The organism is Mycobacteroides sp. H001 (assembly GCF_001440005.1).
Classification (GTDB): Bacteria; Actinomycetota; Actinomycetes; order Mycobacteriales; family Mycobacteriaceae; genus Mycobacterium; species Mycobacterium gwanakae.
In genome coordinates this window covers 108,561-134,884 of sequence record NZ_LJYH01000028.1, presented here as the reverse complement: position 1 = coordinate 134,884, position 26,324 = coordinate 108,561, and the positions used below count along the sequence as shown (strand labels likewise).

Annotated in this window: 25 protein-coding genes; 19 read left to right on the top strand and 6 right to left on the bottom strand. The window is 64.5% G+C overall.

What is annotated here, in order from left to right:
* Positions 1 to 7: 7 nt before the first annotated feature.
* Positions 8 to 1,693: a septum formation family protein gene (locus tag AOT83_RS11335; RefSeq protein ID WP_057965370.1), complete on the bottom strand. Its 1,686-nt coding sequence runs from the start codon at positions 1,691 to 1,693 to the stop codon at positions 8 to 10.
* An 85-nt stretch (positions 1,694 to 1,778) separates the two neighbouring features.
* On the opposite strand from AOT83_RS11335, the gene AOT83_RS11330 reads away from it, so the two are divergent.
* The 5 genes from AOT83_RS11330 to AOT83_RS11310 all read left to right on the top strand — a co-directional run bounded on the left by AOT83_RS11330 (position 1,779) and on the right by AOT83_RS11310 (position 5,395).
* On the top strand, positions 1,779 to 2,228 hold the full coding sequence (locus AOT83_RS11330) for an ankyrin repeat domain-containing protein (protein WP_078344475.1): 450 nt from the start codon (positions 1,779 to 1,781) through the stop codon (positions 2,226 to 2,228).
* A gap of 66 nt (positions 2,229 to 2,294) precedes the next feature.
* The gene (locus AOT83_RS11325; RefSeq protein ID WP_057965369.1) at positions 2,295 to 2,777 is read left to right on the top strand and encodes a GAF domain-containing protein; all 483 of its coding nucleotides are present in this window, start codon (positions 2,295 to 2,297) and stop codon (positions 2,775 to 2,777) included.
* Positions 2,778 to 2,816: 39 nt separating this feature from the next.
* Positions 2,817 to 4,073 carry a serine--tRNA ligase gene (gene serS, locus AOT83_RS11320; protein WP_030096134.1) on the top strand — a complete coding sequence of 419 codons (1,257 nt, stop codon included), beginning with the start codon at positions 2,817 to 2,819 and terminating at the stop codon, positions 4,071 to 4,073.
* 5 nt (positions 4,074 to 4,078) lie between these two features.
* Complete coding sequence (locus tag AOT83_RS11315; protein WP_057965418.1) at positions 4,079 to 4,888, top strand: DUF5718 family protein; 810 nt, start codon at positions 4,079 to 4,081, stop codon at positions 4,886 to 4,888.
* Positions 4,889 to 4,936: 48 nt separating this feature from the next.
* A complete protein-coding gene (locus tag AOT83_RS11310) occupies positions 4,937 to 5,395 on the top strand; it encodes a nitroreductase/quinone reductase family protein (RefSeq protein WP_057965368.1) in 459 nt (152 codons plus the stop codon).
* Here the strand turns inward: AOT83_RS11310 and AOT83_RS11305 are convergent.
* Positions 5,392 to 6,945 carry an MBL fold metallo-hydrolase gene (locus AOT83_RS11305; protein ID WP_057965367.1) on the bottom strand — a complete coding sequence of 518 codons (1,554 nt, stop codon included), beginning with the start codon at positions 6,943 to 6,945 and terminating at the stop codon, positions 5,392 to 5,394. The genes AOT83_RS11310 and AOT83_RS11305 overlap by 4 nt on opposite strands.
* A 115-nt stretch (positions 6,946 to 7,060) precedes the next feature.
* On the opposite strand from AOT83_RS11305, the gene AOT83_RS26810 reads away from it, so the two are divergent.
* A complete protein-coding gene (locus AOT83_RS26810; RefSeq protein ID WP_081343819.1) occupies positions 7,061 to 7,501 on the top strand; it encodes a MarR family winged helix-turn-helix transcriptional regulator in 441 nt (146 codons plus the stop codon).
* Between the two features lie 338 nt (positions 7,502 to 7,839).
* Here the strand turns inward: AOT83_RS26810 and AOT83_RS11295 are convergent, their stop codons facing one another.
* Positions 7,840 to 8,553 carry an AAA family ATPase gene (locus tag AOT83_RS11295; protein WP_057965365.1) on the bottom strand — a complete coding sequence of 238 codons (714 nt, stop codon included), beginning with the start codon at positions 8,551 to 8,553 and terminating at the stop codon, positions 7,840 to 7,842.
* 130 nt (positions 8,554 to 8,683) lie between these two features.
* Between AOT83_RS11295 and AOT83_RS11290 the strand changes: the two genes are divergently transcribed.
* Genes AOT83_RS11290 through AOT83_RS11280 form a run of 3 tightly spaced genes read left to right on the top strand, consistent with a single transcriptional unit; the run spans position 8,684 to position 10,974 of the window.
* Complete coding sequence (locus AOT83_RS11290) at positions 8,684 to 9,664, top strand: nitronate monooxygenase (RefSeq protein ID WP_057965364.1); 981 nt, start codon at positions 8,684 to 8,686, stop codon at positions 9,662 to 9,664.
* A complete protein-coding gene (locus AOT83_RS11285) occupies positions 9,655 to 10,068 on the top strand; it encodes a tautomerase family protein (protein WP_057965363.1) in 414 nt (137 codons plus the stop codon). The genes AOT83_RS11290 and AOT83_RS11285 overlap by 10 nt, the downstream gene beginning before the upstream one ends.
* A 12-nt stretch (positions 10,069 to 10,080) precedes the next feature.
* The gene (locus tag AOT83_RS11280) at positions 10,081 to 10,974 is read left to right on the top strand and encodes a LysR family transcriptional regulator (RefSeq protein ID WP_057965362.1); all 894 of its coding nucleotides are present in this window, start codon (positions 10,081 to 10,083) and stop codon (positions 10,972 to 10,974) included.
* Here the strand turns inward: AOT83_RS11280 and AOT83_RS11275 are convergent, their stop codons facing one another.
* A complete protein-coding gene (locus tag AOT83_RS11275; RefSeq protein WP_030096124.1) occupies positions 10,975 to 11,538 on the bottom strand; it encodes a CHAP domain-containing protein in 564 nt (187 codons plus the stop codon). It lies immediately after the preceding gene.
* Between the two features lie 387 nt (positions 11,539 to 11,925).
* Here AOT83_RS11275 and mgtE point away from each other — a divergent pair, with 387 nt between their 5' ends.
* The 5 genes from mgtE to AOT83_RS11250 are packed head-to-tail and all read left to right on the top strand — an operon-like array spanning position 11,926 to position 16,562.
* A complete protein-coding gene (gene mgtE / locus AOT83_RS11270) occupies positions 11,926 to 13,314 on the top strand; it encodes a magnesium transporter (RefSeq protein ID WP_234797727.1) in 1,389 nt (462 codons plus the stop codon).
* A 48-nt stretch (positions 13,315 to 13,362) separates the two neighbouring features.
* On the top strand, positions 13,363 to 14,136 hold the full coding sequence (locus AOT83_RS11265) for an SDR family oxidoreductase (protein ID WP_030096122.1): 774 nt from the start codon (positions 13,363 to 13,365) through the stop codon (positions 14,134 to 14,136).
* Between the two features lie 48 nt (positions 14,137 to 14,184).
* Complete coding sequence (locus tag AOT83_RS11260) at positions 14,185 to 14,982, top strand: lysophospholipid acyltransferase family protein (RefSeq protein ID WP_057965360.1); 798 nt, start codon at positions 14,185 to 14,187, stop codon at positions 14,980 to 14,982.
* Positions 14,983 to 15,747, top strand: a complete 765-nt coding sequence (locus tag AOT83_RS11255; RefSeq protein WP_057965359.1) for a lysophospholipid acyltransferase family protein — start codon at positions 14,983 to 14,985, stop codon at positions 15,745 to 15,747.
* Positions 15,744 to 16,562, top strand: coding sequence for a Cof-type HAD-IIB family hydrolase (locus AOT83_RS11250; protein WP_057965358.1), 819 nt, complete (start codon positions 15,744 to 15,746; stop codon positions 16,560 to 16,562). The genes AOT83_RS11255 and AOT83_RS11250 overlap by 4 nt, the downstream gene beginning before the upstream one ends.
* 22 nt (positions 16,563 to 16,584) lie before the next feature.
* Here the strand turns inward: AOT83_RS11250 and AOT83_RS11245 are convergent, their stop codons facing one another.
* Together AOT83_RS11245 and AOT83_RS11240 are read right to left on the bottom strand one after the other, a co-directional pair.
* A complete protein-coding gene (locus AOT83_RS11245) occupies positions 16,585 to 18,324 on the bottom strand; it encodes an N-acetylmuramoyl-L-alanine amidase (protein WP_057965357.1) in 1,740 nt (579 codons plus the stop codon).
* Between the two features lie 199 nt (positions 18,325 to 18,523).
* Positions 18,524 to 19,336, bottom strand: a complete 813-nt coding sequence (locus AOT83_RS11240) for a hypothetical protein (protein WP_046252137.1) — start codon at positions 19,334 to 19,336, stop codon at positions 18,524 to 18,526.
* Positions 19,337 to 19,610: 274 nt separating this feature from the next.
* Here AOT83_RS11240 and glf point away from each other — a divergent pair, with 274 nt between their 5' ends.
* The 5 genes from glf to zomB are packed head-to-tail and all read left to right on the top strand — an operon-like array spanning position 19,611 to position 26,232.
* Positions 19,611 to 20,810, top strand: a complete 1,200-nt coding sequence (glf, locus tag AOT83_RS11235; RefSeq protein WP_057965356.1) for a UDP-galactopyranose mutase — start codon at positions 19,611 to 19,613, stop codon at positions 20,808 to 20,810.
* Positions 20,810 to 22,762 carry a glycosyltransferase gene (locus AOT83_RS11230; protein ID WP_057965355.1) on the top strand — a complete coding sequence of 651 codons (1,953 nt, stop codon included), beginning with the start codon at positions 20,810 to 20,812 and terminating at the stop codon, positions 22,760 to 22,762. Before glf ends, AOT83_RS11230 begins: the two co-directional genes overlap by 1 nt.
* Positions 22,759 to 23,322 (top strand): phosphatase PAP2 family protein, encoded by a 564-nt coding sequence (locus AOT83_RS11225; RefSeq protein WP_030096114.1) that lies wholly within the window; start codon positions 22,759 to 22,761, stop codon positions 23,320 to 23,322. Before AOT83_RS11230 ends, AOT83_RS11225 begins: the two co-directional genes overlap by 4 nt.
* Positions 23,319 to 24,233 carry a decaprenyl-phosphate phosphoribosyltransferase gene (locus tag AOT83_RS11220; protein WP_046252141.1) on the top strand — a complete coding sequence of 305 codons (915 nt, stop codon included), beginning with the start codon at positions 23,319 to 23,321 and terminating at the stop codon, positions 24,231 to 24,233. Before AOT83_RS11225 ends, AOT83_RS11220 begins: the two co-directional genes overlap by 4 nt.
* Before the next feature lie 28 nt (positions 24,234 to 24,261).
* Complete coding sequence (gene zomB / locus AOT83_RS11215; protein ID WP_165592878.1) at positions 24,262 to 26,232, top strand: flagellar motor control protein ZomB; 1,971 nt, start codon at positions 24,262 to 24,264, stop codon at positions 26,230 to 26,232.
* The last annotated feature ends 92 nt before the right edge of the window (positions 26,233 to 26,324 follow it).

Below are 26,324 nucleotides of genomic sequence, written 5' to 3'. Positions count from 1 at the left end.
CATAGAGCTAGGCCGGTCCGGGTGGGGGAGCGCCCGGAGGCGCCTGGCCCGGTGGCTGCCCCTCCATCGGCGGCCCCTCCATGGGCGGTCCGTCCATCGGCGGGCCCGCGGGCGGCGGAGGCGGACCCGCACCAGGAGGCAGCGTGGTCACGATCGTGTTGCCCGGAGGGTTGCTGGGATTCGGCGCTACCGAAGACGTCGGCGGCGCAGAGGTCCGAGTCGGCTGCTGTGTCGTCTGCTGAGTCGGTTGTTGGGTGCGGGTTGGCTGCTGCGTATACGTCGGCTGCTGCGTGTAGGTGGGTTGCTGAGTCGGCTGCTGGGTAGGCGCAGGAGTGGTGGACAGCGGGATCGGCGGCAAGTTCAGCCGGTCCGCCGGGATGTCCGGCGGCGGCACCGGCGGCTGCCCGTTGATGAGCAGCTGCCCACTCTTGGCGCTGTTGACCAGAGTCGACCAGGCACCGTTACCGAGGGTGGACCCGATGTTGCAGCTGACCTGACGGCTGCCGGCCGTCCAGCTCGGCAGGGTGATGGTGTTGTACGACAGCGTCAGCGTGGTGGCGCGGAATCCGTCGGGATTGCCCATGTACTCATTGGTCAGACGGTTGCAGTTGTCCTTGATGAACGCGTCCTGGTCAGGCTCTGGCGGCACCGCACCCGGGAACTGCTCTGCCAGGCTCACCGTTCCGGTGATCTCCATGGCATGAGCTCTGTCGCAGTCGACCGGCAGCTCGGTGGGCAGGTTCGTCGTGGAGTCGATACCGACGCAGGTCCCTACCGGCCAGACCTTGGACTGGTCCTGCTCGGCCACCTTGCCGCGGAACAGCTGTTGCTGGTTGTCGGAACCGGGGAGCTGCAGACCACAGAGCACGCGCCGTTCACCCGCTTCGGACCAGCCCTTCTTGTCGGGATACAGCATGCCCATGGTGAATCGGCTGTTCGGGTCGTAGCGATCTCCCAGGTAACGGTTGATGGCGACCTGGCACTGTTCCTGACTGATCTCCTGGATGCGCACCATGCTGGGTGGCTGTGAATCCGGCCCGTACTCGGTGCCGGGGAAGGTGCGCAGGTCAATGGACTCAGCGACCTCGAAGCGGTGATCGCTCCCGCAGTCAACGGTGCGGACATCGGCCATCGAGGTGGGCGCCGACCAGCTGAGGCAGTCGCCGGCCTTCGCCGAGTTGAAGGTGCTGTTGCCCGGGGCGCCGGTGCTCGGCACCGGGTTGGAGTCGATCCTGTTGACCAAGCGGTCCGCCGAGGTCCAGCCGTCCGGCAGTGCCTGGGTGAGACCGGCGATGAACAATCCGCCGAAGGTGACGAGCAGCAGGGCACGATGTGTGGACCGTTCCTTGAGTCCCTCTTTCAAGCCCTCCCACCAGTGCGGTTTGTCCGATGGGGAGTCGCCCTCGTCGAGGGCCGCGGGCTCGTCTGCGACGTCGTCGTCCCCAGGCGCGTTCTCGGGGTAGTCCAGGACTTCCGTCTGCGGAGCTTCGTCGGGGGCCACCGATTCGGTGCCGTCGGAGTCCGAGGTGGCCGGGGTCTCTGGGGCCTGCTCGGCCTCCGCCGGTGGCACGGCAGCAGCCGCGGACTCGGCTTCGGAGTCTGCGGATGTCTCGGTGCCCACCTCGTCGTTAGGGGACTCGTCCGGGGCGGACTCGTCCCGCTCGACCTTCGTGGGTTCGGCTTCGTCGCTCATACTGCAGCCATTGTTACAGGTGGCGGTGCGGGTTAGCCCAGCGATGCTGTCCGCATGCGCAGCTAGATTGAACTCTGTGACAACGATGGAACCTGACCGTGATGACGCCGGCGAGGCCGGGGACTCTCCCGCGGAGGAAGCCGAGCATCAGGCCCGCGTTGCCGAGCAGGTCGCCGCGCTGGCCCACGAACTGTTCGATATGGCCCGGGAGGGCAACGCGTCCACCCTGGCCGCCTACCTGGACTCCGGGGCGCCGGTGGACCTGACGAACCAGGCAGGTGACACTCTGGTCATGCTGGCTGCCTATCACGGGAATGCGTCCACGGTTCGGTCGTTGATCGCGCGCGGTGCGGACGTCAATCGTGCCAATGACAAGGGCCAGACGCCGCTGGCCGGCGCAGTCTTCAAGGGCTCCGACGACATCGTCGAGATCCTGGTCAAGGCGGGTGCAGATCCCACCGCCGGGACCCCGTCCGCGCTCGATGCGGCGCGGATGTTCGGCAAGGACGAGTATCTGAGTCTGTTCGGCGTGTAGGCCGTATGTCGATTCACGGTGAATGCAACCCTCGCCGTGGTCGCGGCTGTAGGCGAGCGTTGCTGCGTGGCATCTGCCGAGACCACCCCCCAACTCGCTGCCCTGGCACCGCGGCTCGACGAGATAGCGCGCTTATTAGGTGTTCGATCGGTGCTGGTCATGCGTTCTGAACCCGGTGCGATGGCTGTCGCCGCCACGGCCGGCGAGGCGGCCGAGCATTACACGGTGGGATCAGTTGGCAAGAAAGCGGGCGACGACCAGAGCAGGGTCCCTCTGTACTGCGAGCGGGTAGTGAACTCCGGTGACGAGGTTTTTGTGCGTGACTCGCGTGTCGACGAGCTTTTCGCGGGCAACGAGGACGAAATCGAGTTCGGCCTCACCAACTATTTGGGGCTTCCCGTTCACAACTCGGCCGGTGAGGTCGTCGGAACGGTGTGTGTGCTTGACGAAGTAGCGCGCGAGTACTCGCCCGCGGAGCGCGACGAGCTGGTGGGGTTGCGTGCCCAGGTCGAGACGATTGTCCGAGCCGATGGCTCAGCGCTGGGCTGAAGCGCAGGTGCGGAAACTAGCCCCAGTAGTGTTCAGCGGGTGATCGACCTCAAATTCCTGCGCGAAAACCCCGACGCGGTGCGTGCCTCGCAGCGTCTGCGAGGCGAGGACCCGGCGCTCGTTGACGTGCTGCTCGACGCCGATACGGCACGGCGGGCAGCGGTGTCGACCGGTGACACCCTGCGTGCCGAGCAGAAGACGGCAAGCAAGAAGGTGGGCCAGGCGACGCCCGAGGAGCGCCCCGCGCTGTTGGCAGCGGCGTCTGAACTTGCCACACAAGTCAAGGCCGCCGAGGCCGAGCAGGTAGTCGCCGAGGCCGCGTTCACCGAGGCGCACAAGGCGATCAGCAATGTAGTGATCGACGGCGTACCGGCCGGGGGTGAGCAGGACTTCGTGGTGCGCGAGCTGGTGGGGGAGCCGACTGCCATCGAAAACCCCAGGGACCACGTGGAATTGGGTGAATCGCTGGGCCTGTTCGATATGGAACGCGGCGCAAAGGTCTCCGGTGCCCGGTTCTACTTTCTCACCGGCTACGGAGCGCTGTTGCAACTCGGTCTGCTGCAGCTGGCCGTGCAGACCGCAGTGGCCAACGGCTTTACCCTGCTGATTCCGCCCGTACTGGTGAAGCCCGAAATCATGGGCGGTACAGGCTTTTTAGGCGCCCACGCCGACGAGGTGTATCACCTCGAGGAGGACGACCTGTATCTGGTGGGCACCTCGGAGGTGCCGATCGCCGGGTATCACTCCGGCGAGATACTCGACCTGAACGAGGGGCCGCTGCGGTACGCCGGATGGTCCAGTTGTTTCCGGCGTGAGGCTGGTAGCTATGGCAAGGACACTCGCGGCATCATCCGGGTGCACCAGTTCGACAAGGTGGAGGCCTTCGTCTACTGCAAGCCCGAGGACGCCGAGGCGGAGCATGGCAAGATCCTGGGCTGGGAACGGCAGATGCTGGCCCACATCGACGTGCCGTACCGCGTTATCGATGTTGCCGCAGGTGATTTGGGTTCATCGGCCGCCCGCAAGTTCGACTGCGAGGCGTGGGTGCCGACGCAACAGGCCTACCGAGAGCTGACCTCCACCTCCAACTGCACCACCTTCCAGGCGCGTCGGCTGGCGGTGCGGTACCGCGACGAGAACGGTAAGCCCCAGACCGCCGCGACGCTCAACGGCACATTGGCCACCACCCGGTGGTTGGTGGCAATCCTGGAGAACCACCAGCTACCCGACGGCAGCGTTCGGGTACCGGCGGCCTTGGTGCCCTTCGTCGGAACCGAAGTGCTGGAGCCCAAATGAGCAAGATGTTCGACATCGAGCTGGACGAGCTGCGTAGCTGGTTCGGTTTCGGAGTCGCCGGGAACTTCGCCGGACACCTCGAACAGGCCGGGGAATCAGCTGATTTCGTGAATGTCGCCTCAAACGGTGTGGCACCCAAGGGGATATTTCCGTGGTACGTACCCGGTGACGACGGGTTCCTGGGCCAGTTCCCCCTCTCGCACGACGAGACGGTGCTGCCCGACAGCGACACTCCACTGAACCTGCAGATAGAACCCGAAGTGGGCCTGGCCTGCCGCGTGCATTGGCGCGGCGATGTTGTGGCGTCGTTGGAGCCGTTCGCGCTGGGTGCCTTCAATGACTGCTCGATCCGGCGACCCAACGCTCCCAAAATCAGTTACAAGAAAAACTGGGGTTCAGCGTCCAAAGGCGTTGCGCAACAGTTCTTTGAGGTCAGCGACCTCACTCCCGACGGCCCAACGGCCACCCTGCGACTGAACTGTCACCTGCACACCTCGGACGGGCAGGAGCACGAGTACGGCGTGGACAGCCCGCTGCTTGGGTACTCCTACTACGGCGAGGTGCTGCTGGACTGGATCACCGAGCGCCTGGATAACCAAAAGGGTTCCGCCGATACGCCGTTAGAGGATGTGGGCGCGCTCATGGTGGCCGCCGGGCATCCCACACATGTGCTGATCGGTATCGGGGCGACTAAGTACACGCCGCTGGGTGAATCCACGTATCTACAGGCGGGGGATGAGGCCGTGGTCCGCGTGTATAGCACCGCGTCCGGCGAGGCGTCGGAGCTACGGCAGCGGGTTCGTAGCGTCCACTAGGCGGGACGGACAGGGTGTGCGGCCCCGAGTTCGCGCTAGCGTCGAGACATGACCGAAGGCGTGACCTCGGATACCTACCGGGAGCTTTCAGAGAACGGTGTGCAGAAGCACAATAGCCGGATGATCAGGCTGCTCCGCGAGAACGGCGGCAAGCTGCCCGGCGTGCCCGATGATGAGATGCCGGTTCTCATCCTGACGATCATCGGCGCGAGGACGGGAATCGAACGGTTGACTCCGCTGGGTTACTTCGAGCACGAGGGTCGCAGGTTCATTGTGGGATCCAACGGCGGACAGCAGAAGCCGCCATCGTGGATTTTCAATGTGCGCACTCATCCCACCGTGACCGTCGAGGTGGTTCCGGACAGCTACGACGCCGTTGTGCGCGAGCTGAATTCCGGAGAGCGCGAGGAACTTTTCCCGGTGCTGGTGGCCAGGTACGCATTCTTCGGTGATTACCAGGCGCGCATCGAGCGAGTGATCCCGATGTTCGAGTTGGTACCGGTCTAGCCGAGCTTTCTGGAGCGCAGCTCATGCCCCTTGGAGGTCAGGCAGCGCCCGGTCTCCAGGTTCCAGTCCCAGCCGTGCAGGTTGCAGGTGAGCTTGTTTCCTTCTACCACACCGAATTTCGACAGATCTGCCTTGAGGTGCGGGCAGCGTCGCTGAATCTCCCAGCCATCCAGTGTGATGGATGCGCTGTCGTCGTGGGCCTCGGCAAACCAGCCGTCCGCGTACGCGATGCGCTCATTCGTGAGGCATTTGAAGAACGTGTACAGGTACTCGTTGTAGCCACCCACGCGCCACGCGGTGAAACGGGTCGACAAGAAGATGGTGTTCACCCAGTCCGGCTCGTCGTCGCGCAGCACCGTGCGCACCAGCTCCGGTGCGATCCCGAAGCCGTAGCGGTACTTCTCGTTGGGAATAGGCTCGCGGACAATCCGTTTCGGAAAATCCAGGACGACGGTTTCGCTACCGAGACGCAGCTCCACCGGATAGCCGATGCCATCGCAGATCTGATCGGTCTGCGCCATGATCGGCTCGAATTTGGCACGCAATGGCTCCAACAGTGGCTCGCCGGCGGCGGGTGCCCAGGCGGCCTTCTCGGCGGCAAGCACCGGAGCCATCCGCTGCGCGTAGTCCTCGATGTACGCGGCCTTGCCTGTGCCGAAAATCGCCTCGGCCTCCTCGTCGGGGACGGGGTGCGTCAGCGAATTCAATTCGGAGGCAGTGAAATCAGCGACCGTGCCGGGAATCATCAGCAGGCCCTTGTTGTGGCCGTGCTGGCGCATCTGGTCCAGGAACACCAGCTGGTCAGGGAAGATGTTCGCCGGGTCGCCGTGGTCGTCGTTCAGGTCACGTAGCTCGGCATCCAGGAAACACGGTGGTCCAGCGGACGGGATGACCCAGGTGGCTCCTACCTGCGCGATGTATTGACGGCATCGATCCATTTGGCGCTGCCGCTTCTGGGTGCCAAAGGCTTCCTTGGCGCGGGCAGGCATGTCGTAGACCATTGGGTACCAGATGGCGCCCGAGTACTGCAGCATGTGCACGTCGATGTGCCCGAACTCTTCGGCCAACACATCAAGATCGACGGGGCGGGCGTCGTTCATATTGAAAGCCGTTGTGGTGCCGTCGGATACCACGAGGCCGGAGTCGCCGATGGGTCCGTCGGCCGGAGCGCGCAGCGCGATGATCATGACGTCCAAGTCACCCTTGGGGCCGCTGACCCGATGCTTGACGGAGTCCTCGGTCTCCACGAAGGTGTGGAACCCCAACCCCTCCAGTTCGCGCTTCAGATCCGGCACCGGATAGTCGGGCAGCAGCACCACTGCGTCCTTGTTGACATGATCGGTCAGGTTCTGCGGGTCGTAGTGGTCCTTGTGTAGATGCGAGACGTAGAGGTAGTCGCAGTTCCCCAGCCGGTCCCAGTCCAGGGTGCTGTTGTCGGGGTAGGGAAACCAGGAGGCGAAGTACGCAGGGTTGACCCAGGGGTCGCAGAGGATGCTGCCCGCCGCCGTCTCGATAAAGAACCCGGCGTGGCCGACACTGGTGACTCGCATGACCCCCAGCCTATCGAGCTGCGATTACGGGAGCCAAAGCCGCGGACGGGAGCGTTGGTCCGCTATTTGTCCATCGAAATCCCCTTGCATAGAGATGCTACGTAAAATTGATCTGGTGTCCACCACCGATGGCCTCACCGCCGACGTCCTTACCGTGATCGCGCGGCTGAACCGCTGGGTGTCCAGCCAGGCAGAGTTGCCGGTACCCACCGGCCAGGCACGGCTGCTGGCCCTCGTCGGTGAGATGGAGGACGCGCGGATCTCCGATTTGGCGCAGGCCGACCACTGCAGCCAGCCGACAATGACCGTGCAGTTGAAGCGGTTGCAGGACGTCGGGTACGTCGAGCGGCGCGTCGACCCCACGGACAAGCGGGCTCAGCGGATCAAGCTGACCACGGTCGGACGCGATGCCTTGGTCGCCATGCGCGCCGAGCGGCAGAGTGTGCTGGATCCGTGGTTGAGCACGTTGCCGCCAGATGAGCAGCGCACCCTTGCCGAGGCCGCGGCGATCCTGGAGGGTCTGATCCGCCGGATGGCGGCGCAGGCCGGCCGCTAACCAGGGCCCGACGACGTACTCCAGCAGGGCCAGCGAGAACGCCCCCAGTAGGGCGATGACGAACGAAGCGCTGATTGTGTACGTGATGGCTCGTTCGCGGCACAGTCTTTCTACTGCGATTCCTGCGGCAGCACCCAGACCGCCCATGACAGCGAACCCCCCGAACACCAGGTAGAAGATGGCACTGAACATCGCGGGCCAGACCGCGCTGAGACCGCTGACGTAACCGACCATGAATGCCGGAAACCGATAGACCACGGCGGTCAGCGCAGCGGCGATGGGGCAGAAGCCCATCGCGGCCACCGAGCCGACGACGGCACACCGCATGTCTCGCTCCATCATTCGGCCTGGAACAAGTGTCGTAGATACGCGCGTGGGTCGGTGAGGAAGCGCTGCCAGTGCCCCACCATCTCCAGGTCGTTCCAATCGCTTTGCTGCACACCGTCTTCGCCGAATTCCAGAATGGTGGCGCCCGGGAAGGCCGCGAGTACGGGGGAGTGGGTGGCCATGATGACCTGAGATCCGGTGGCGACCACGGCGTCCAGCATTGCCATCAGTTGCAGGGATGAGGTGAAGGACAGCGCGGCCTCGGGTTCGTCGAGGATGAACAGTCCGCGCTCCATGTCTCGCTCGGCGAGGAACGCCAGAAACGACTCGCCATGTGAGCGTTCGTTGAGTCTGCCTTCGAAGATCTGTTCCGGGGTGCGCTGGTCGACCGTCGTGAATAGCTGGTGCATTGCCTCAGCCCGCAGGAAGCACCCTCCGCCGGGGCGCGGGTGCTCGGCATCGAAGGTGATGGCCCAGTACAGGTCGGTGTCTTCGCTTCCGCCGGGCGCGCCCCAGTGGTTGACGGCATAGGGCAGCCGTGAGCGCCACGAGGAAGCCACCGCCTCGAGGAACGTGGACTTGCCCGAGCCGTTCTCGCCCACGATGACGGTGACGCCGGTGGTCAATCGCAGGGGTTCTCGAGCGATCTGTGCGATCGCGGGGATCTCCAAATACCAAGCGTCGGGCTGCTTTTCACGATCGATCGCGATCTGGCGCAGGATCACGTCTTGATGGTATCGGCACCCGTTATTCTCCTATCGCGGTATGTAATGTGGATTTCGTTCTGAAAAACAGAACGCTCCTATCGTTAGAAACCGCTGGACCTGCGGTTTCTCGCGAACCTACGGTTGAGGCATGACATTGAAGACTCGGCTGACCCGGCATTTCGGCATCGAGCATCCGGTGGTCCTGGCGCCGATGGATGATGTCGCCGACGCACGCCTCGCCGGTGCGGTCAGCGCGGCGGGTGGCCTCGGCCTGCTTGGCGGCGGCTATACGAACGAGGTGTGGGTTCGCCGGCAGTTCGACCAGCCCGGCGCTGCCGTCGGGTGCGGTTTCATCACCTGGACCCTTAACGGTAACGAGCATGTCCTTGATTTCGTGTTGGAACAGAATCCCGCGGCGATCTTTCTGTCGTTCGGAGATCCCGCACCCTATGCGGCGCGTATCCGGGCCGCCGGTGTGCCACTGATCTGCCAGGTCCACAACGTCGAGCAGGCTTCCCGGGCCATCGAGGTGGGCGCCGACGTCATCACCGCGCAGGGCGCAGAAGCGGGTGGCCATGGGGCCGGACAACGATCGACGTTCACCTTGGTTCCAGAGATCGTGGACCTTGTCGCGAAGAACGCGCCTCAGGCCCTCGTGCTGGCCGCGGGCGGAGTGACCGATGGCCGCACCTTGGCGGCAGCGCTGGCGCTGGGCGCGGACGGTGTGGTGGTCGGGACCCGGTTCTGGGCATCACAGGAAGCGGCGATCTCCCGGGTTGCCCAGCAATACGCCCTTCAGGTCGACGGTGACAGCACCATCCGCCAACACGTGTATGACATTGTGCGTGGCAAGGACTGGCCGTCTACCTATAGCGGCAGGGTGCTGCGCAACAGCTTTGTCGACAGATGGCACGGCCATGAGGTGGAGCTCGCTGAACATCTCGAGCAAGCTCGATCCGAATACCAGATCGGTGTGGCCGCCGAGGATTACCGCGTGGCCAATCTGATCGTTGGCGAGGGCATCGGGCAGATACGGCATATCGAGAGTGCCGCAGACATCATCCATTCCATGGTGGCTCAAGCCGCCGCCATCAACCCGGCATATCAAGGAGTCAGCACATGCCACTAGTGCGTATCGACTTAACCTCTAACCGGCCACGCGATCAGCAACGGGCCATCGCCGACGCCGTGCATGACGCTCTGGTCGAAATATTGAAAATCCCTGTACGAGACCGATTTCAGATCATCACGGCGCATGAGGCCGCAGACATCATCGCAGAGGATGCGGGACTGGGCTTCGCGCGATCGTCCCGTGTGGTGATCGTGCACATCTTCACGCAGACCGGCCGTACCGTGGAGACCAAGCAGCGGATCTTCGCCGAGCTGGCCGACAGGCTGGCTGCCGTCGATGTGGCGGGCGCGGACCTTTTCGTGACGATCAGTGAAAATGGGCCGCAGGATTGGTCTTTCGGTTTCGGTAACGCGCAGTACGTTACCGGTGAGCTGGCTGTGCCCGCCGCGGCGAGCGCATGATGGAATCCTGATATGGAGTTCAGTGACATCGCGCACTTCCTGGCGGTCGCCGAGGCCGGGGGCATCTCTCGCGCCTCCAAACAGCTTCATACCGTGCAGTCCAACGTCAGCAGCCACATCAAAGCGCTGGAGGACGAGCTCGGCGTCGAGCTGTTCCGACGACATGCCCGGGGCATGACCCTGACCAACGCAGGGGAAGCCTTTCTGCCCTACGCCGAGCGGATTACGGCGCTGCTGCGTGAGGCGACCCAGGTGGTTGGCGACGAGGCCGAACCCACCGGAACACTGGCCATCGGCTCCATGGAAACCACAGCAGGACTGCGACTTCCTGGCATCCTGGCCACGTATGCCGCCGACTGTCCCCGAGTGGATTTCACACTCACCACAGGCACCACCGCCGAGCTGATCGATATGGTGAACGATCACCGGCTCGATGGCGGCTTCGTCTGTGGACCCGTCGAACACGACGCTCTCTCGGCGAATGTGGCCTTCGTGGAGGAGCTGGTACTGGTCACCGCTCAACACCACGGAGACATCCGTGATGTCTTCGATACCCCGGCACGCATGCTGGTCTTCCGCAACGGGTGCGCCTACCGCGAGAGGTTGCAGGAGATCTTCGCCGATCACGGCAACGTGGATCCGCAGGTTCTTGAATTCGGAAGTCTGGAGGGAATTCTCGGATGTGTCGCGGCCGATATGGGCGTGACGTTGCTTCCGGTCGCGGTGGTCATGGCCTCGCAGCGTGCAGCAGCGCTGCGGGTGCATCAGCTCCCGCCACTGCAGGCGCGAGTCGAGACGCTGTTCATCCGGCGAGCGGACTCGGTTGTCTCACCAGCGATGTCGCAGTTCCTGCGCCATGTGCAGCGCGCTGGTTCACCCGCGGTGCTGCGATCGGTCGGCCGGTGATTACTCGTAGCGTCCGTAGCCGGTGATACCCGAATCGTTGGCGGCCACGTAGGTCGACAAGCCGACTCCGCGGCCCTCGCCACCACCGACGGTTGTCAGGGTGCCGTTGTCATTGATCAGCACGATGTTGACATGCTGGCCCTTCGGACTGGGCTCGTCGTACAACACCATGTCGCCCGGCTTCGGTGAGTAATCGGGGGTCTCGTAACGCCCCTGCTCCTTGAGGTAGGCGGTCAGCGTCAATACCCCCGGGATGCGCCAATGCCCGGAGTTCGGGTTGGCGAACGGCTTGCCTGATGCGCGCATCACCCAGCTGGTGAAGTCGGCGCACCAGGGCTCGTCGTTGCCCTCTGAGTACTTCACCATGCCCGCTTGCTCGGCGTATTCCTGCCCGAGGATCTGTACGACGGCAGCACGCCCCGGGGACAGCGCAGTGGTGTCGACGATGGGAAACGACGGTGTTGCGGTGTGGGAACGGTAGAAACCGAGGGCAGCACCGGCCGCCACGACAAGGCTTGCGGCCAGGGCTACCAGGAGCAGCGCACGGCGGGTCGTCAGACGCATGCGATCCAGATTACGGAAGTTTGTCGCAAGGCCACTTTCGGTCCTCGGAGTTCCATGGGGACCGGTTGGCGGCCGCGAGGAATGTGCGAAAACGTACGCGACGCCCATCACTGCTGGTCGTCACCGCCCTGCGGCGTTGCGGTGCTCGGGGTGATCAGGGACCCCGGGGGTGGGGTGGCTCACCGCACAGCATCGGTTGGATGGCCAGGTTTCGTTCTCTGTGTCAATATGTCTGCGCCCGGGCCACTTTGGATCGTGGATTCGTTACGCGGTACGGGCATACCGGGTGTGAATCCCGGCTAATCGAGGCCCCCGTTTATCCGTGGTGGTTGGCAGCACCCTGCGCGTCAGGATGCTGCAGGGCCTGTGGGCGTAGAGAGGATCGTGATGTCGAAGTCGAATATGGATCTCGGAGTGTTGGGGGTGCTGCCGGTTCGCGCCAGCGCGCTCAATTCCGCGCGTGCGGTGTCGGAATGGCTTCGTTTAGCCGGCACTGCGGAGCGCAGCCGCATGGTTGCCCAGATGTCCAAAGAGCAAATCGTGCATCTGGTTTCACTGCTGGATGAACAGACCGGCCCCGAACTGCTGGGATCCCTTGACGCCCACGCCGCGGCTCAGGTTGTGCGTGCTGCAGGTGTAGAACGGTGCGGCCCGTTCTTTGAAGCCCTTGACTACGACACGGCTGCCGACATCGTGCGGCAGTTGGGGGGTGTCCGCCGAGAGGCCCTCCTGCAGACCCTGAGCCCGGAGTACGTGGAGGCACTCGAAGCGGTGTTGCAGTGGCCGCCGGAATCGGTAGCGGCGCACATGATTCCGGATGTGTTCACCATCGGTCCCGAGTTGAAGGTGCCCGTGGCCCAAGAATCGGTGCGGGCGCAAAGCCGCTGCGGGGGCGGCAAAGTTCATGGTGGTACGGGCCAGATCTATGTCACCGACGCCGATCGGCACCTGCTAGCGGCGGTCGGCTTCGATGATCTCGTGCTGGCCGATCCGAATCAGACTGTCGCACAGTTCATGAGTCAGGACCCGATTCGGGTGGGGCCGCTTACCGACGCGGAGCACGCTGCTCGAATTCTGATCGATTACGACCTGTTGGCGTTGCCGATCGTCGATGATCAGGGTGAGGTGCTCGGGGTGTTGACCGCCGAAGCTGCCGACGACATCCTGATCGAAGAGGCCACCGAAGACGCGGAACGGCAAGGTGGTTCGGAGCCTCTTGACGTGCCCTATGTGCGGGCTTCGCCGGCACATCTATGGCGCAAACGCATTGTGTGGCTTCTGGTGTTGTTCGTCGCCGAGGCATACACCGGCACCGTGCTCAAGGCATTCGAGGACGAGCTCGAGGCGGCGGTGTCGTTGGCCTTCTTTATTCCGCTGCTGATCGGTACCGGCGGAAACACCGGAACTCAGATCACCACCAGTCTGATACGCGCCATGGCCACCGGCCAGTTTCACATCCGCGATCTGCCCCGCGTTTTGTTCAACGAATTGTCGACGGGCGTCCTTGTTGCGTTGACGATGGCTGGCGCAGGCATCATGCGGGCCTGGACCCTAGGTGTCGGCAAGGAGATCGCGATTACCGTCTCTTTGACGCTCTTTGCCATCGTTCTATGGACGGCTCTGGTGGCATCCCTGCTACCGCCCCTGCTCCAAAAGCTGAAGGTCGATCCCGCGGTGGTATCTGCCCCGATGATCACCACCCTCGTTGACGGGACCGGCCTGATCATTTACTTCCTCATCGCCCACGCGACCCTTCCGCAGCTCGCCGGCTTGTAGGGAGGTTTTCAGCCTGCGCGGCATCGGTCGGCGGGTAGCGTGCCGGACGTGAACCTCAATGACTTCCAAGCGCTCTACGACCTGTCGGGACGTACCGCCATCGTCACCGGCGGCACTCGTGGAATCGGGTACGCGATTGCTGAGGCTCTCGGCGCCTGTGGGGCATCGGTCGTGGTGTCGAGCCGGAAGGCCGATGCCTGTACCGCCGCGGCAAAGGAGCTACAGGACAAGGGGTATCGCGCACTTGGCGTGCCCGCCCACATGGGGGACCTGGGCGATATCGACAGGCTGGTCGCGAGCACGGTTGACGAGTATGGCGGTGTCGACATCGTGGTGAACGCCGCCGCGAACCCGGTCGCGCAGCCCATGGGCAGCTACACACCGGAGGCGCTGGGTAAGTCCTTCGACGTCAATGTGCGTGGTCCGGTGTTTCTGGTGCAAGCGGCGCTGCCGCATCTGACCGCCAGTGAGCATGCGTCGGTGCTCAACGTGGTGTCGGTGGCGGCGTTCCAGTACGTGCCGATGCTGTCGATGTACGCGGCGATGAAGGCCACTCTCATGTCCTTCACCCGGTCGATGGCCGTCGAATACACCGGTCGCGGTATCCGGGTGAACGCGCTGGCGCCCGGCACAGTCGACACCTACATGCTGCAGCAGAACCCGCAGGAGGTCATCGATGCCATGGCCGCGCAATCCTTCATGGGACGTGTGGCACACACCGACGAGATGATCGGCCCGGCGCTGTTGCTGCTGTCGGACGCGGGTTCGTTCATCACGGGCCAGGTGATCGTGGCTGACGGCGGTGGCGGGGTTCAGCGTTAGGCGGGTATCCGAGTGCACTGAGCGGGCCGCCAGCGCTAGGCTCGTCACGTGGAGCCTGTCTATGGAACGGTGATCGGGCTTGCCCGCACCGTCTGGGCCGTTCAAGGCCTGAAATTCACCGTCACGGGTGTCGAGAACCTGCCGACCGAAGGCGGGGCGGTGGTGGCGATCAACCACACCGGGTACATGGATTTCACCTTCGCAGGGCTACCGGCGTTCCTTCAGAAAAAGGGACGCAAGGTGCGCTTCATGGCGAAGAAAGAAACCTTCGACAACAAGATCACCGGCCCCATCATGCGAGGGTGCCGGCATATCTCCGTGGACCGCGTAGACGGTGCCGCGTCCTATGCCGAGGCGGTCGGCAAGCTCAAGGCAGGTGAGCTGGTCGGGGTCTACCCGGAAGCCACCATCAGCCGCAGCTTCGAGATCAAGGAATTTAAATCAGGGGCGGCACGCATGGCCATCGAGGCTGGCGTGCCGATCGTGCCGCACGTCATCTGGGGCGCACAGCGCATCTGGACGAAGGGGCATCCGAAGAACCTCGGTCGCACCAATACGCCGATCTCGATTGCGGTGGGCGCACCGATCCCGCCGACATTGCCGGTTGCAGAGCTCACCGCGCTGCTGCACGCACGCATGCAGCACCTGCTGCTGGAAGTGCAGGACGATTACGGTCAGCATCCCGCCGGTGAGTACTGGGTGCCGCATCGGCTGGGCGGATCCGCGCCGACGCTGGCGGAGGCCGCGCAGTGGGACGCCCAGGATGCCGCCGAGCGCAAGGCACAGCGTGCTGCCCGCGAGGCGGAAAAGCAGGCCCAGCAGGATGGGGCACAGAAAGACGGCTAGATGGAACCGGTCTACCGACTCCTCGAAATCACGGCTAGAACGGCGGTCCTCCTCACGGGGACCACGATCAGATATCGAGGTCTGGAGCAGGTCCCCTCTGGCGGAGGTGCGGTGATCGCGATCAACCACACCAGTTACGTCGACTTTCTTCCCGCGGGTTTGGCGACGGTCCGCGCCGGGCGGCGTCTGCGGTTCATGCTCAAGGCGGAGATGCAGGAGGTGCCCATCATGAACTTCCTGATCAAACATGCCAAGGCGATTCCCGTTGACCGCAGCGCGGGCCACGGGGCCTACGAGGCGGCGGTGGACAGCCTGCGCAGTGGCGAGATCGTCGGGGTGTATCCGGAGGCCACCATCAGCCGCAGCTTCGAGCTCAAGGAGTTCAAGAGCGGAGCCGCCCGAATGGCGCATGAGGCCGGTGTGCCGATCGTTCCACTCATCGTCTGGGGAGCTCAACGCATCTGGACGAAGGATCATCCAAAAAACCTGGGCCACAGCAAAATCCCCGTCAACGTGGCGGTTGGCCCGCCGCTGGACGCATCCCCGGATTTCGAGCGCACCACCGTCGAGCTGCACGACGCCATGGAGCAGGTACTGACGCAGGCGCAACGGGATTACCCGGAAGAGCCCGGCGCCTACTGGCTGCCCAGGCGCTTGGGCGGCAGCGCCCCCACACTGGAGGAAGCCGCCGCGCTCGATGCGGCGGAATTGGCAGAACGCGCCCGTAAGCGGGCCCAGAAGAAGACAGGCCCGAACCGCACGTGACTCCTCCCACCCTCATCGCGTCCGACGTGGACGGGACGCTGATCGATTCCGACGAGCTGCTGTCGCCGCGTACCCGGGCGGTCATCACTGCTGCGGTCGAATCGGGCAGCACGTTCGTCCTGGCTACCGGCCGTCCGCCCCGTTGGATCACCCCCATCGTCGACGCCCTCGGCTTTGCGCCGATCTCGGTGTGCGCCAACGGCTCCGTTTTGTACGACGCGGACAGTGACCGGATCCTCTCGGCGGCGACGCTCGCTCCGGCGGAGCTCGCCGTGCTGGCCGAGGTCGCCCAAGCAGCCATTCCCGGAGTGGGACTGGCGGTGGAGCGGGTCGGCCGCAGCGCACACGACGCCGCGACACCGCAATTCGTCAGCTCACCCGGATACGAGCACGCCTGGCTGAATCCCGATAACACCGAGGTGTCGCTGGACGACCTGCTGAGCTTTCCCGCGGTAAAGCTGTTGGTGCGCAAGGCCGGAGCCCGTAGCGCAGACATGGCCGAGGTCCTCGCGCCCCTGGTGACCGAGGCAGGTGCGGCCATCACCTATTCCACAGATAACGGGCTTATCGAGGTGATGCCCACCGGGATCAGCAAGGCCAGCGGAATCGCGGTGGTGGCGGATCAGGTTGGGGTACGGCCCGAATCGGTGATCGCCTTTGGCGATATGCCCAATGACGTAGCCATGTTGCGCTGGGCCGGGCACGGGGTGGCGATGGGTAACGCGCACCCGGATGCACGGGCCGCCGCCGATGAGATCACTGCCACCAACGACGATGACGGGGTGGCCAAGGTTCTCGAACGCTGGTGGGGCTGAGATCTTTTAGGTGCGTCCGGCGCTAGGCGGCGGGCGCGAACTGCTCTACCGGGGGCGGTGGGGGAGGCGGAGCCGGTGCGGGTGGAGGCGGTGCTGCCGGTGCGGCAGGTGCTGAGAACTGTTCGGCCAGGGCACTTTGTGCCACCGGTGCCACGCCGAGGATCTCGCGGGTCTCTCCGTTGATCACGCTTGACACCCGGCCGCTGGCCCGGTCGTAGATCAGAGAGCCGTTCTGGAAGTTCTGCACGATGATGTTCGGTTCGCCCACTTCATCGGTCACCGGGAGCCCCAACGATCCTCGCTCAAAATCTGTTTCGGCCCAGGCGTGGTAGATCGCCCCCACAACGGGATGGGTGCCGGTGCCGGGAGAGAAGTACATCGCGCCATTGCGGAAGGTCGCGAAGCGGGCATCACCGGCAGCCTGCTGCTCAGTGGATGTCGGTGCACCAAGGGAACTGTCGGTGCTGCCCAACCGCATCCAGGTGTCGTAGATGGCGCCGCCACGCATCGCGTCGACCAGATCAGGTGGCTCGCCGTTGGCGGCGCCTGCGGCGATATCGCGCAGGCGGGGGATCAAGCGGTACGCGGCCTCACCCGGGCATTCGGTGTTGCCGACGTCGCGGTGCGTGAAAATCGTTGGCAGCGTGACGACTTTTCCTCCGGGCACGGTGGTGAATGGTCCGCCCTCCGACGCCAGGTCCACCTGGCCGCGGGGATCAACGCCGGCGAGCCGCAGTCGCCAGCCCAGCATGCGGCCGGCGGATTGCAGCATCGCGGGAGAGGGCTCCTCGCGAGTGAAGTCGCCGATCAGCGCCAGCCCCCAGCTGTGCTCGTTGAATCCTCCGGTGTGTGCGCCCTGCACGTTGTTGGTGATGCCGCCGAATCGGCCCTCGAAGATCTGTCCGTACTTGTCCACCAGCACGTTGTAGGCGATGTCGCACCATTTGAGGGTTTTGGTGTGATAGGCGTAGATGGCCCGGATGATGGCAGCGGAGTCGTAGGGCGAGTAGTTGTTGCTTCCGGCGGTGTGGTGGACCACTCCCGCGCGCACGTCCCTGTTGTAAACCGGTGGGCACCGGTCCGACTCATTGGCTCCCCATTGGGCACGGGTGATGATGCGCGGGCCCGCCTGGGGCAGCGCTATCGGCGCCGACCAGCGCTCTTCGAACCGCGCGCCATCGGGTGGTGCCAGCTTGGGGCTGATCAAGATGGCGTCGAGTCCGGTGGTCAGCGGCTGCTCGATGCTCGCCGGCCGGTACCCCAGGCCTGGGTCGCCGCCGCCGGTCTTCGGCGCCTTCACGTTCGCGCCGTAGCGGGGTTGCACGGCGATCTGAGCGGAATGGGTTGAGCCGACGAATACCGGCTCTGTCGCCGCGGGGATTGCCTTGTCCCGGGCCACGGGGTCGCCGGACTCGACGGGGTGGAGCTCGTACCACTGCCCCCAACCGCCATCGGTCTGTTGCGCCCGCACGGAAACGTTGACGGAGGCCAGGTCCTCGCCGCGGATGGCGACCAGGCTGAAGGATTCGGTCTGCTGGATGTCGTGCACGGTGGCCGGTGTGTTCAGACCGGGTAACCCGACCTCCGCGGTCAGGACCTCGTGAGTCGCCGAATTCTGCAGCGACTGAGAGGTGATGGCGGTCTCTTCGGCCTGCTCGGTTTTGAGGTGATCGACCACGCTGACGGTCATTACCGTTGCGGTCGCGGCAAGAGCCAGCGCAAGCTGCCGTCGCATGGGCATCTTGCTGACTCTTACTGGCACGTCGTCTCTCCTGGATCACACCGGACGTGCCGCATGGAGCGACACGACCACCAGGGATGTTACGTATGGGACAAATGTGACTAGTGATTCGACACGCGCCGAATGTCGATCTTGATATTTAGCCAGTTGGCCAGACGCAACGACACCGCAGAGCCTCTGTGCCCTGCGGTGCCGTTTCGCTACCTAGTTTGTGTGTGACCTATCCGGCCGGCGGAGCTGCCGCGGAGGCGGCTGCCGGGATGGCGCCCTTGATGAGGTCAACCGCCTGGGTGATGCCCAGCTGGTTCACGGCGCCCATCGCGTCGCTGATCAGGCTGCTGCCGCCGCCGAGTCCGCTGCCGCCCCCGAGCGCGCTGGGGGTGCCGAGGCCCGCCAGTGAGGGATCGGCGAGCGCCGGGTTGGTCAGGCCGGTGCCCAGTGCCGGGTTCGGCGTGATCGGGACCTCAGCTCCGGGGGAGGTGAGGCCCGCGGTCGATGCGGCCGGATCGGTGAGCGCCGGGTTCACGCCCGTCGGGCCGGTGCCGGTGAGACTCGGGGTGCTGGCCGGAGCTGCCGGGTTGGTCAGTCCGGGGTTGGTCAGTGCCGGGTCGGTGAGACTCGGGGTGGTGGTAGCGCCCGGGCTGGTGAGTCCGGGGTTGGTCAGTGCCGGGTTGGTCAGCGACGACGAGGGGCTGGTGAGCCCGCCCGGAGTGGTGAGCCCACCGGGCGAGGTCAGCGCGGGGTTGGCGCCGCCAAGGCTGCCGAGCCCTCCGCCACCCAGGCCGGGGATGTTGAGACCGGACAGCCCGGGGATCTGCACGCCGAACTGGGACGTCATCTGTTGAACAGCGCCCATGACCTCACCGGGGAGGTCGGACACGATCGCGGCCTGCACGAATTCCTGCTGTGAGGGTGCGGGCGCGGCGGCCTGGGTCATGTTGGTCGCGAGGGCAATGGCAAACGGACTTGCGACGGCCAGCGCGGCGACCGAGCTCAAGGCTGTCGAAAGCCGGCGGCGGCGACGATTAGGCACGGAAGTCTCCTCAATATCGGGTCGATCACTTATGGTGTTCTGCGGTTTTGCGTGTTCTGTCACGGGTTTTCCCGCGGGTGTCGGATCGGTGGATCGGCACCGGAACCGACGCTTTCGATGGTAACCAGAGTTACTGGTGTGACTAATGGGACGAAACCAAATCGTGAGCCAATTGCGACCGGATCCGTACCTGCGAACCCGGGTACAGCCGTTCTTCACGGGGCGGATGTCGCTGTCAGGGGCTCGCGGTACCGGTCCAGTACCCTGACTGCACGTGACCGGAGAAAACCAGCAGTTCGACCTGATCGTTGTCGGATCCGGGTTTTTCGGCCTCACCATCGCTGAGCGCGCCGCGACCCAACTGAACAAGCGAGTCCTCGTCGTCGAGCGCCGTCATCACATCGGCGGTAACGCGTACTCCGAGCCCGAACCTCAGACGGGTATAGAGGTGCATAAGTACGGTGCGCACCTGTTCCATACCTCTAATAAGAGGGTCTGGGACTACGTGCGGCAGTTCACCGAGTTCACCGGGTACCAGCATCGCGTCTTCGCGATGCACAACGGGCAGTCCTATCAGTTCCCGATGGGCCTGGGGCTGGTGTCGCAGTTCTTCGGCCGCTACTTCACCCCCGACGAGGCGCGGGCGCTGATTGCCGAGCAGGCCGCCGAAATCGCCACCGAAGATGCCACCAACCTCGAGGAAAAGGCGATATCACTCATCGGGCGCCCGCTGTACGAGGCGTTCGTGAAGGCGTACACCGCCAAGCAGTGGCAGACCGACCCCAAGGAGCTGCCCGCGGGCAACATCACCCGCCTGCCGGTGCGCTACACCTTCGACAACCGGTACTTCAACGACACCTACGAAGGTCTGCCGGTCGACGGGTACACCGCCTGGCTGCAGAACATGGCCGCCGACGACCGTATCGAGGTGCGCTTGGACACCGACTGGTTCCAGGTGCGCGACGATCTTCGCGCCGCGAACCCGTCGGCCCCGGTCGTGTACACCGGCCCGCTGGATCGCTACTTCGACTATGCCGACGGCCGATTGGGCTGGCGCACACTTGATTTCGAGGTTGAGGTGCTCGAGACCGGAGACTTCCAGGGCACCCCGGTGATGAACTACAACGACGCCGACGTGCCATTTACCCGGATCCACGAGTTCCGTCACTTCCATCCGGAACGGGCTTACCCGACGGATAAGACCGTCATCATGAGGGAATTCTCGCGGTTCGCCGAGGGGAATGACGAGCCGTACTACCCGATCAACACCGAATCCGATCGGGCCACTCTGACCGCCTACCGCGCCCGCGCCAAGCAGGAGACAGCTTCATCGAAGGTGCTGTTCGGCGGACGGCTGGGTACCTATCAATATCTCGATATGCACATGGCGATCGCCAGTGCGCTGAGCATGTACGACAACGTGCTTGCGCCGCATCTGGCCGACGGTGCTCCCTTGTCCGGAGGTGACGAATAATGAGTGACATCCCATTCGGTCCCATCGATTCGACGGAATCGCATGCGGTGAGCCTGCTGTCCCGAGTGATCCTGCCCCGGCCGGGCGAGCCACTCGACGTGCGCAAGCTCTACATCGTCGAGTCCGAGACCAACGACCGGCGTGCACACGCACCCACCCGCACCACGCTGGAGATCGGCGCGGAGTCCGAGGTCTCGTTCGCCACCTATTTCAACGCGTTCCCGGCAAGCTACTGGCGGCGCTGGTCGACGCTGGAGAACGTCGTGCTGCACATCGAGCTGTCCGGTGCCGGCCGCGTCGACGTGTACCGGACCAAGGCCACCGGTGCGCGAATCACGGTGGGCGGCACTCAGTTCAGCGGTGCCAATGCGGTGATCGAATTCGAGATCGGCCTGGATGCGTTCGAAGACGGTGGCTGGATCTGGTTCGACGTCACCACCGACACCGAGGTGGCGGTGCACAACGCGGGCTGGTACGCCCCGACCGCCGCACCCGGCCGGGCCAGCATCACCGTCGGCATCCCCACCTTCAACCGGCCGAACGACTGCGTGAACGCGCTGAAGGCCCTTACCTCGGATCCTTTGGTGGACAAGGTGATCACCGCCGTCATCGTTCCCGACCAGGGCGCCAAGAAGGTCAAGGACCACCCGGAATGGGCGGCTGCCTCCGGTCCGCTGGAGGGCAGGCTGCGTGTGCATGACCAGCCCAACCTCGGCGGTTCGGGCGGCTACAGCCGGGTTATGTACGAGGCGCTCAAGAACACCGACTGCGAGCAGATCCTCTACATGGACGACGATATCCGCATCGAACCGGATTCGATCCTGCGGGCGCTGGCGCTGAGCCGATTTGCCAAGTCCCCCATGCTCGTCGGTGGCCAGATGCTCAACTTGCAGGAGCCCTCCCACCTGCATGTGATGGGTGAGATGGTCAACCGTGACAACTTCATGTGGAGCAAAGCGCCGTTCGCCGAATACGACCACGACTTCGCCAAGTTTGCGCTCGACGACATAGAACAAGACCGCAGCAAGCTGCTGCACCGCCGCATCGACGTCGACTTCAACGGCTGGTGGATGTGCATGATCCCCCGCGCTGTCGCTGAGGAGCTGGGCCAACCGTTGCCGCTGTTCATCAAGTGGGACGACGTCGAGTACGGGCTTCGCGCCAACGAGCACGGCTACGGCACGGCATCGATGCCGGGCACCGCGATCTGGCATATGGCCTGGAGCGACAAGGACGACGCCATCGACTGGCAGGCCTACTTCCACCTGCGTAACCGGCTGGTGGTGGCGGCTCTGCATTGGGACAACCCGATCCGCGGTCTGCTTGCCAGCTCGCTGAAGGCCACCCTCAAGCACTTACTGTGCTTGGAGTACTCGACCGTGGCCATCCAGAACCAGGCCATCGACGACTTCCTGGCAGGGCCTGAGCACATCGCGTCGATCCTCGAGTCGGCACTGCCCGACGTGCGCAAGATGCGTCAGCAGTTCCCGGACGCCGTCGTACTCCCGACAGCCACCTCGCTGCCCTCGCCTTCCGGGCGCCGCAAGGTGCACAAGCCGCCGGTTTCCTTGCCCGCCATCGGATTACGGCTCTCCCGCGGCGTGATTCATCAGCTGAAGAAGGAAAACCCCGAGCATCACGTGCGCCCGGAGCTGAACGTGGCGACCCAGGATGCCCGTTGGTTCCTGCTGTGCCGTGTCGACGGTGTCACCGTCACCACCGCCGACGGGCGTGGTGTGGTGTATCGCCAGCGCGATCGGGCCAAGATGTTCGAGTTGCTGCGCGCGTCGGCGCGTCGCCACCTGCAGCTGATGCGTAATTTCAACAAGATGCGCAAGACCTACCGCAACGCGCTGCCGACGCTGACCAGTAAAGAGCAGTGGGAGAACATCCTGGGCATTGGTAAGGACAATTCGGCGGCCCAGTCCGTGAATCCCGGGGTGAGTGCATGACCGGTCTGCTGCCGGGCGAGGTGACCGCGCCCCAGGGGGAGACCGCGGTTCTTGTCGCCGTGCAGTCGGCCCTCGCTGGTCGGCCCGGGGTGCTGAGCACCGCCCGCGGTCTGTCCCATTTCGGTGAGCACAGCATCGGCTGGGTGGCTGCGGCGCTGATCGGCGCCGCCATCAACAGGCGAGACAAGGCCCGTAGGCGCAGCTGGTTGGCCGCGGGTGCGGGCGCCTTTGGCGCCCACGCCGCGTCGGTGATCATCAAACGTGTGGTGCGCCGGCGTCGTCCCAGCCATGAGGCGGTGCGGGTGAACGTCGGTACCCCGAGCCGGTTGAGCTTCCCCTCCTCGCACGCGACCTCGACCGCGGCCGCCGCGGTGCTGTTGGCGCCGCTGACCGGATTGCCGTTGCCCGCGCTGCTGATTCCGCCGATGGCGTTGTCGCGGTTAGTTCTTGGCGTGCACTACCCCACAGATGTGGCCGCCGGCGCTGCCTTGGGCGCGCTGATCGGCACGGCCGTTCGCCGGGCGGACTCGCGCCTGGCGCTCAAGGAGGAACAGGTATGAGCGAGGAGCCGGCACCCACCGCAGGCCCGCCCAAGAATCTCGTCTCGGGGATCATCAAGGCGGTACGTCCGCGTCAATGGGTGAAGAATGTCCTGGTTTTCGCGGCGCCTTTGGCGGCGCTCGGCGACATTTCGCCGCACGACTACCGGGGTATTTTCATCCGGGTCGCTATCGCCTTTGTTGCCTTCAGCATGGCGGCGTCGTCGATCTACCTGATCAACGACGCCCGCGATGTCGAGGCCGACCGGCAGCACCCCACCAAGCGGTTCCGGCCGATCGCCGCAGGGGTCTTGCCGATACCCGCCGCGTACGGGCTTGCGGTCGTGTTGGTTGCCGGGTCATTGGGCATCGCCTCTCGGGTCAGCCTCAATCTGGTCATCGTGATAGCGATCTATATCGCCATCCAGCTGGCCTACTGTTTTGGCCTCAAACACCAGCCGGTCATCGACATCTGCATCGTCTCATCGGCGTATCTCATTCGGGCGATCGCCGGTGGTGTGGCCGCTGGCGTGTATCTGTCGCAGTGGTTCCTGCTGATCATGGCCTTCGGGTCGCTCATGATGACCGCGGGTAAGCGCTATGCCGAATTGCAGATCGTCGAGAAGACCGGCGCCAAGATCCGTAAGTCGCTCGAGGGATACACATCCAGTTACCTGCGGTTCGTCTGGACGCTGTCGGCCACCGCGATCGTGGTCTGCTACGGACTGTGGGCCTTCGAACGTGACCACCGCGCCGGATCCTGGTTTGTGGCATCGATGATCCCGTTCACCATCGCCATCCTGCGCTACGCGGTCGATGTCGACGGGGGCGAGGCAGGCGAGCCCGAGGAGATCGCTCTGGGGGACAGGGTGTTGCAATTCCTGTTCGTCGCATGGATCGGATCGCTCGGTGCGGCCTTCTACTTCTCATAACCCCCAACCCGGCCCGGGCGCGAATGGCCTGACCCGCTTCACGGTGTGGGTCAGCGTTCTCACCGTGACTGTGTTGTTCGGCTGGGGGGCCTGGCAGCGGCGCTGGATCGCCGATGACGGTCTCATCGTGCTGCGTACCGTGCGAAATCTGCTGGCGGGCAACGGACCCGTCTTCAACAAGGGAGAACGGGTAGAGGCCAACACCTCCACGGTGTGGACCTACCTGACATATCTGGGTGGCTGGGCCGGCGGAGGTATTCGCCTGGAGTACGTGGCGTTGGCCTTGTCGCTGGTGCTCAGCCTGGTCGGCGTCGCGCTGGCGATTCTGGGCACCGCCCGGTTGTATGCGCCGCTGCTTGCCGGACGTGCCGCGGTCATGGTGCCCGCCGGAATGCTGGTGTACATCGCGATCCCGCCGGCCCGTGATTTCGCCACCTCCGGCTTGGAAAACGGTTTGGTGCTGGCATATTTGGGCGGACTGTGGCTCATGATGGTGATCTGGGCGCAGGCCGTGCGCGCGCCCGTGACCCTTGATCGGCGCGGCGGCCCACACCAGCCGGTGGATCCACGGATCGTGCATGCCGGCCGTAAAGATCAGAAAGACGTTCTCAGTAGACGATTCACGATAGGGCTGGCCTTCATGGCCGGGCTGAGCGTGCTGATCCGTCCGGAGCTGGCTCTCGTCGGGGGTGGCTTCCTGGTGATGATGCTGATCGCCGCCCGCGGGTTCACCAGCCGGGTGTACATCGTGGCGGCCGGCGGAGCGCTGCCCGTGCTGTACCAGATTTTCCGGATGGGCTACTACGGCCTATTGGTGCCGAGTACAGCCATCGCGAAGGACGCGTCGGGCTCCAAATGGGGGCAGGGCTTCGTCTACCTGCAAAACATGAACTCCCCGTATCTCATATGGGTGCCGGCGGTGCTGCTCATCGCCCTCGGTGTGGCCGCCTACCAGGCCCGTCGCGGTCAATGGTGGGTGCGCCAGGTGGCCGCCCCGGGTTACGGGTGGCTGGCGCGGCTTGTCCAAAACCCCACCGCCGTAGTTATTTTCATGCTCGCCAGCGGATTCATCCAGGGCCTGTACTGGATACGCCAGGGTGGGGATTTCATGCACGCGCGTGTGCTGTTGACCCCGGTGTTCTGCATGCTGCTGCCCATCGCGGTGGTTCCGCTGGCAGCGCCGGACAGCGCGGCCTTTACGCCCAAGCAGGCTCGTCTGCTCACCGGGGCCACCATCGGACTTTTCGCGGGTATCGCCGGATGGGCATTGTGGGTGGCCAACTCGCCGGGAATGGGGGGTGACGGCACCAAGGTCACCTACAGCGGCATCGTCGACGAACGGCGCTTCTACGCGCAGGCGACCGGCATCGCGCATCCGCTGACCGCCGCGGACTACCTGAACTACCCGCGCATGCGCGCGGTGTTGGTGGCGATCGACAACACCCCGGATGGGGCGCTCCTATTGCCCTCGGGGAACTACGACCAGTGGGATGTGGTGCCGGCCATCCCACCGCCGCCCCCGATCCCGCACGATTACCGTGGGCCGCACGCGGTTCTGTTCACCAACTTGGGCATGCTCGGCATGAACCTGGGCCTGGATGTGCGGATTGTGGACCAGATCGGGTTGGCCAATCCGCTGGCCGCGCACACCACGCGCATCACGGATGGACGCATCGGCCACGACAAGGATCTGTTCCCGGAGTGGATGATTGCCGACGGACCCTGGCTTAAGCGCTACCCGTATATCCCGCGGTATCTCAGCCAGGACTGGGTCGCCGAGGCCGTGGAGGCACTCAAGTGTCCGCGGACCGAAGCGATGTTGGGTTCGATACGCCGGCCCCTCTCACCTCGGCTTTTCGTGTCGAACTTGCTGCACGCCGCCGAGTTCACCACCTACCGGTTCGACCGTGTGCCGCGTCTTGAGCTGGCCCGATGCGGTCTGCCGATGCCGAAGCTGGATACCCCCCCGTACACTGGGCTTCCGGCGACCGGTCCCTAGAGGAGCGTTCCCGTCCGGGTCCTCGACGTGATCGTGCATGCGGGCTTCTGTGTCCGAATCGAGATCCCAATTAGGTAACGCCGCGGCCCCGT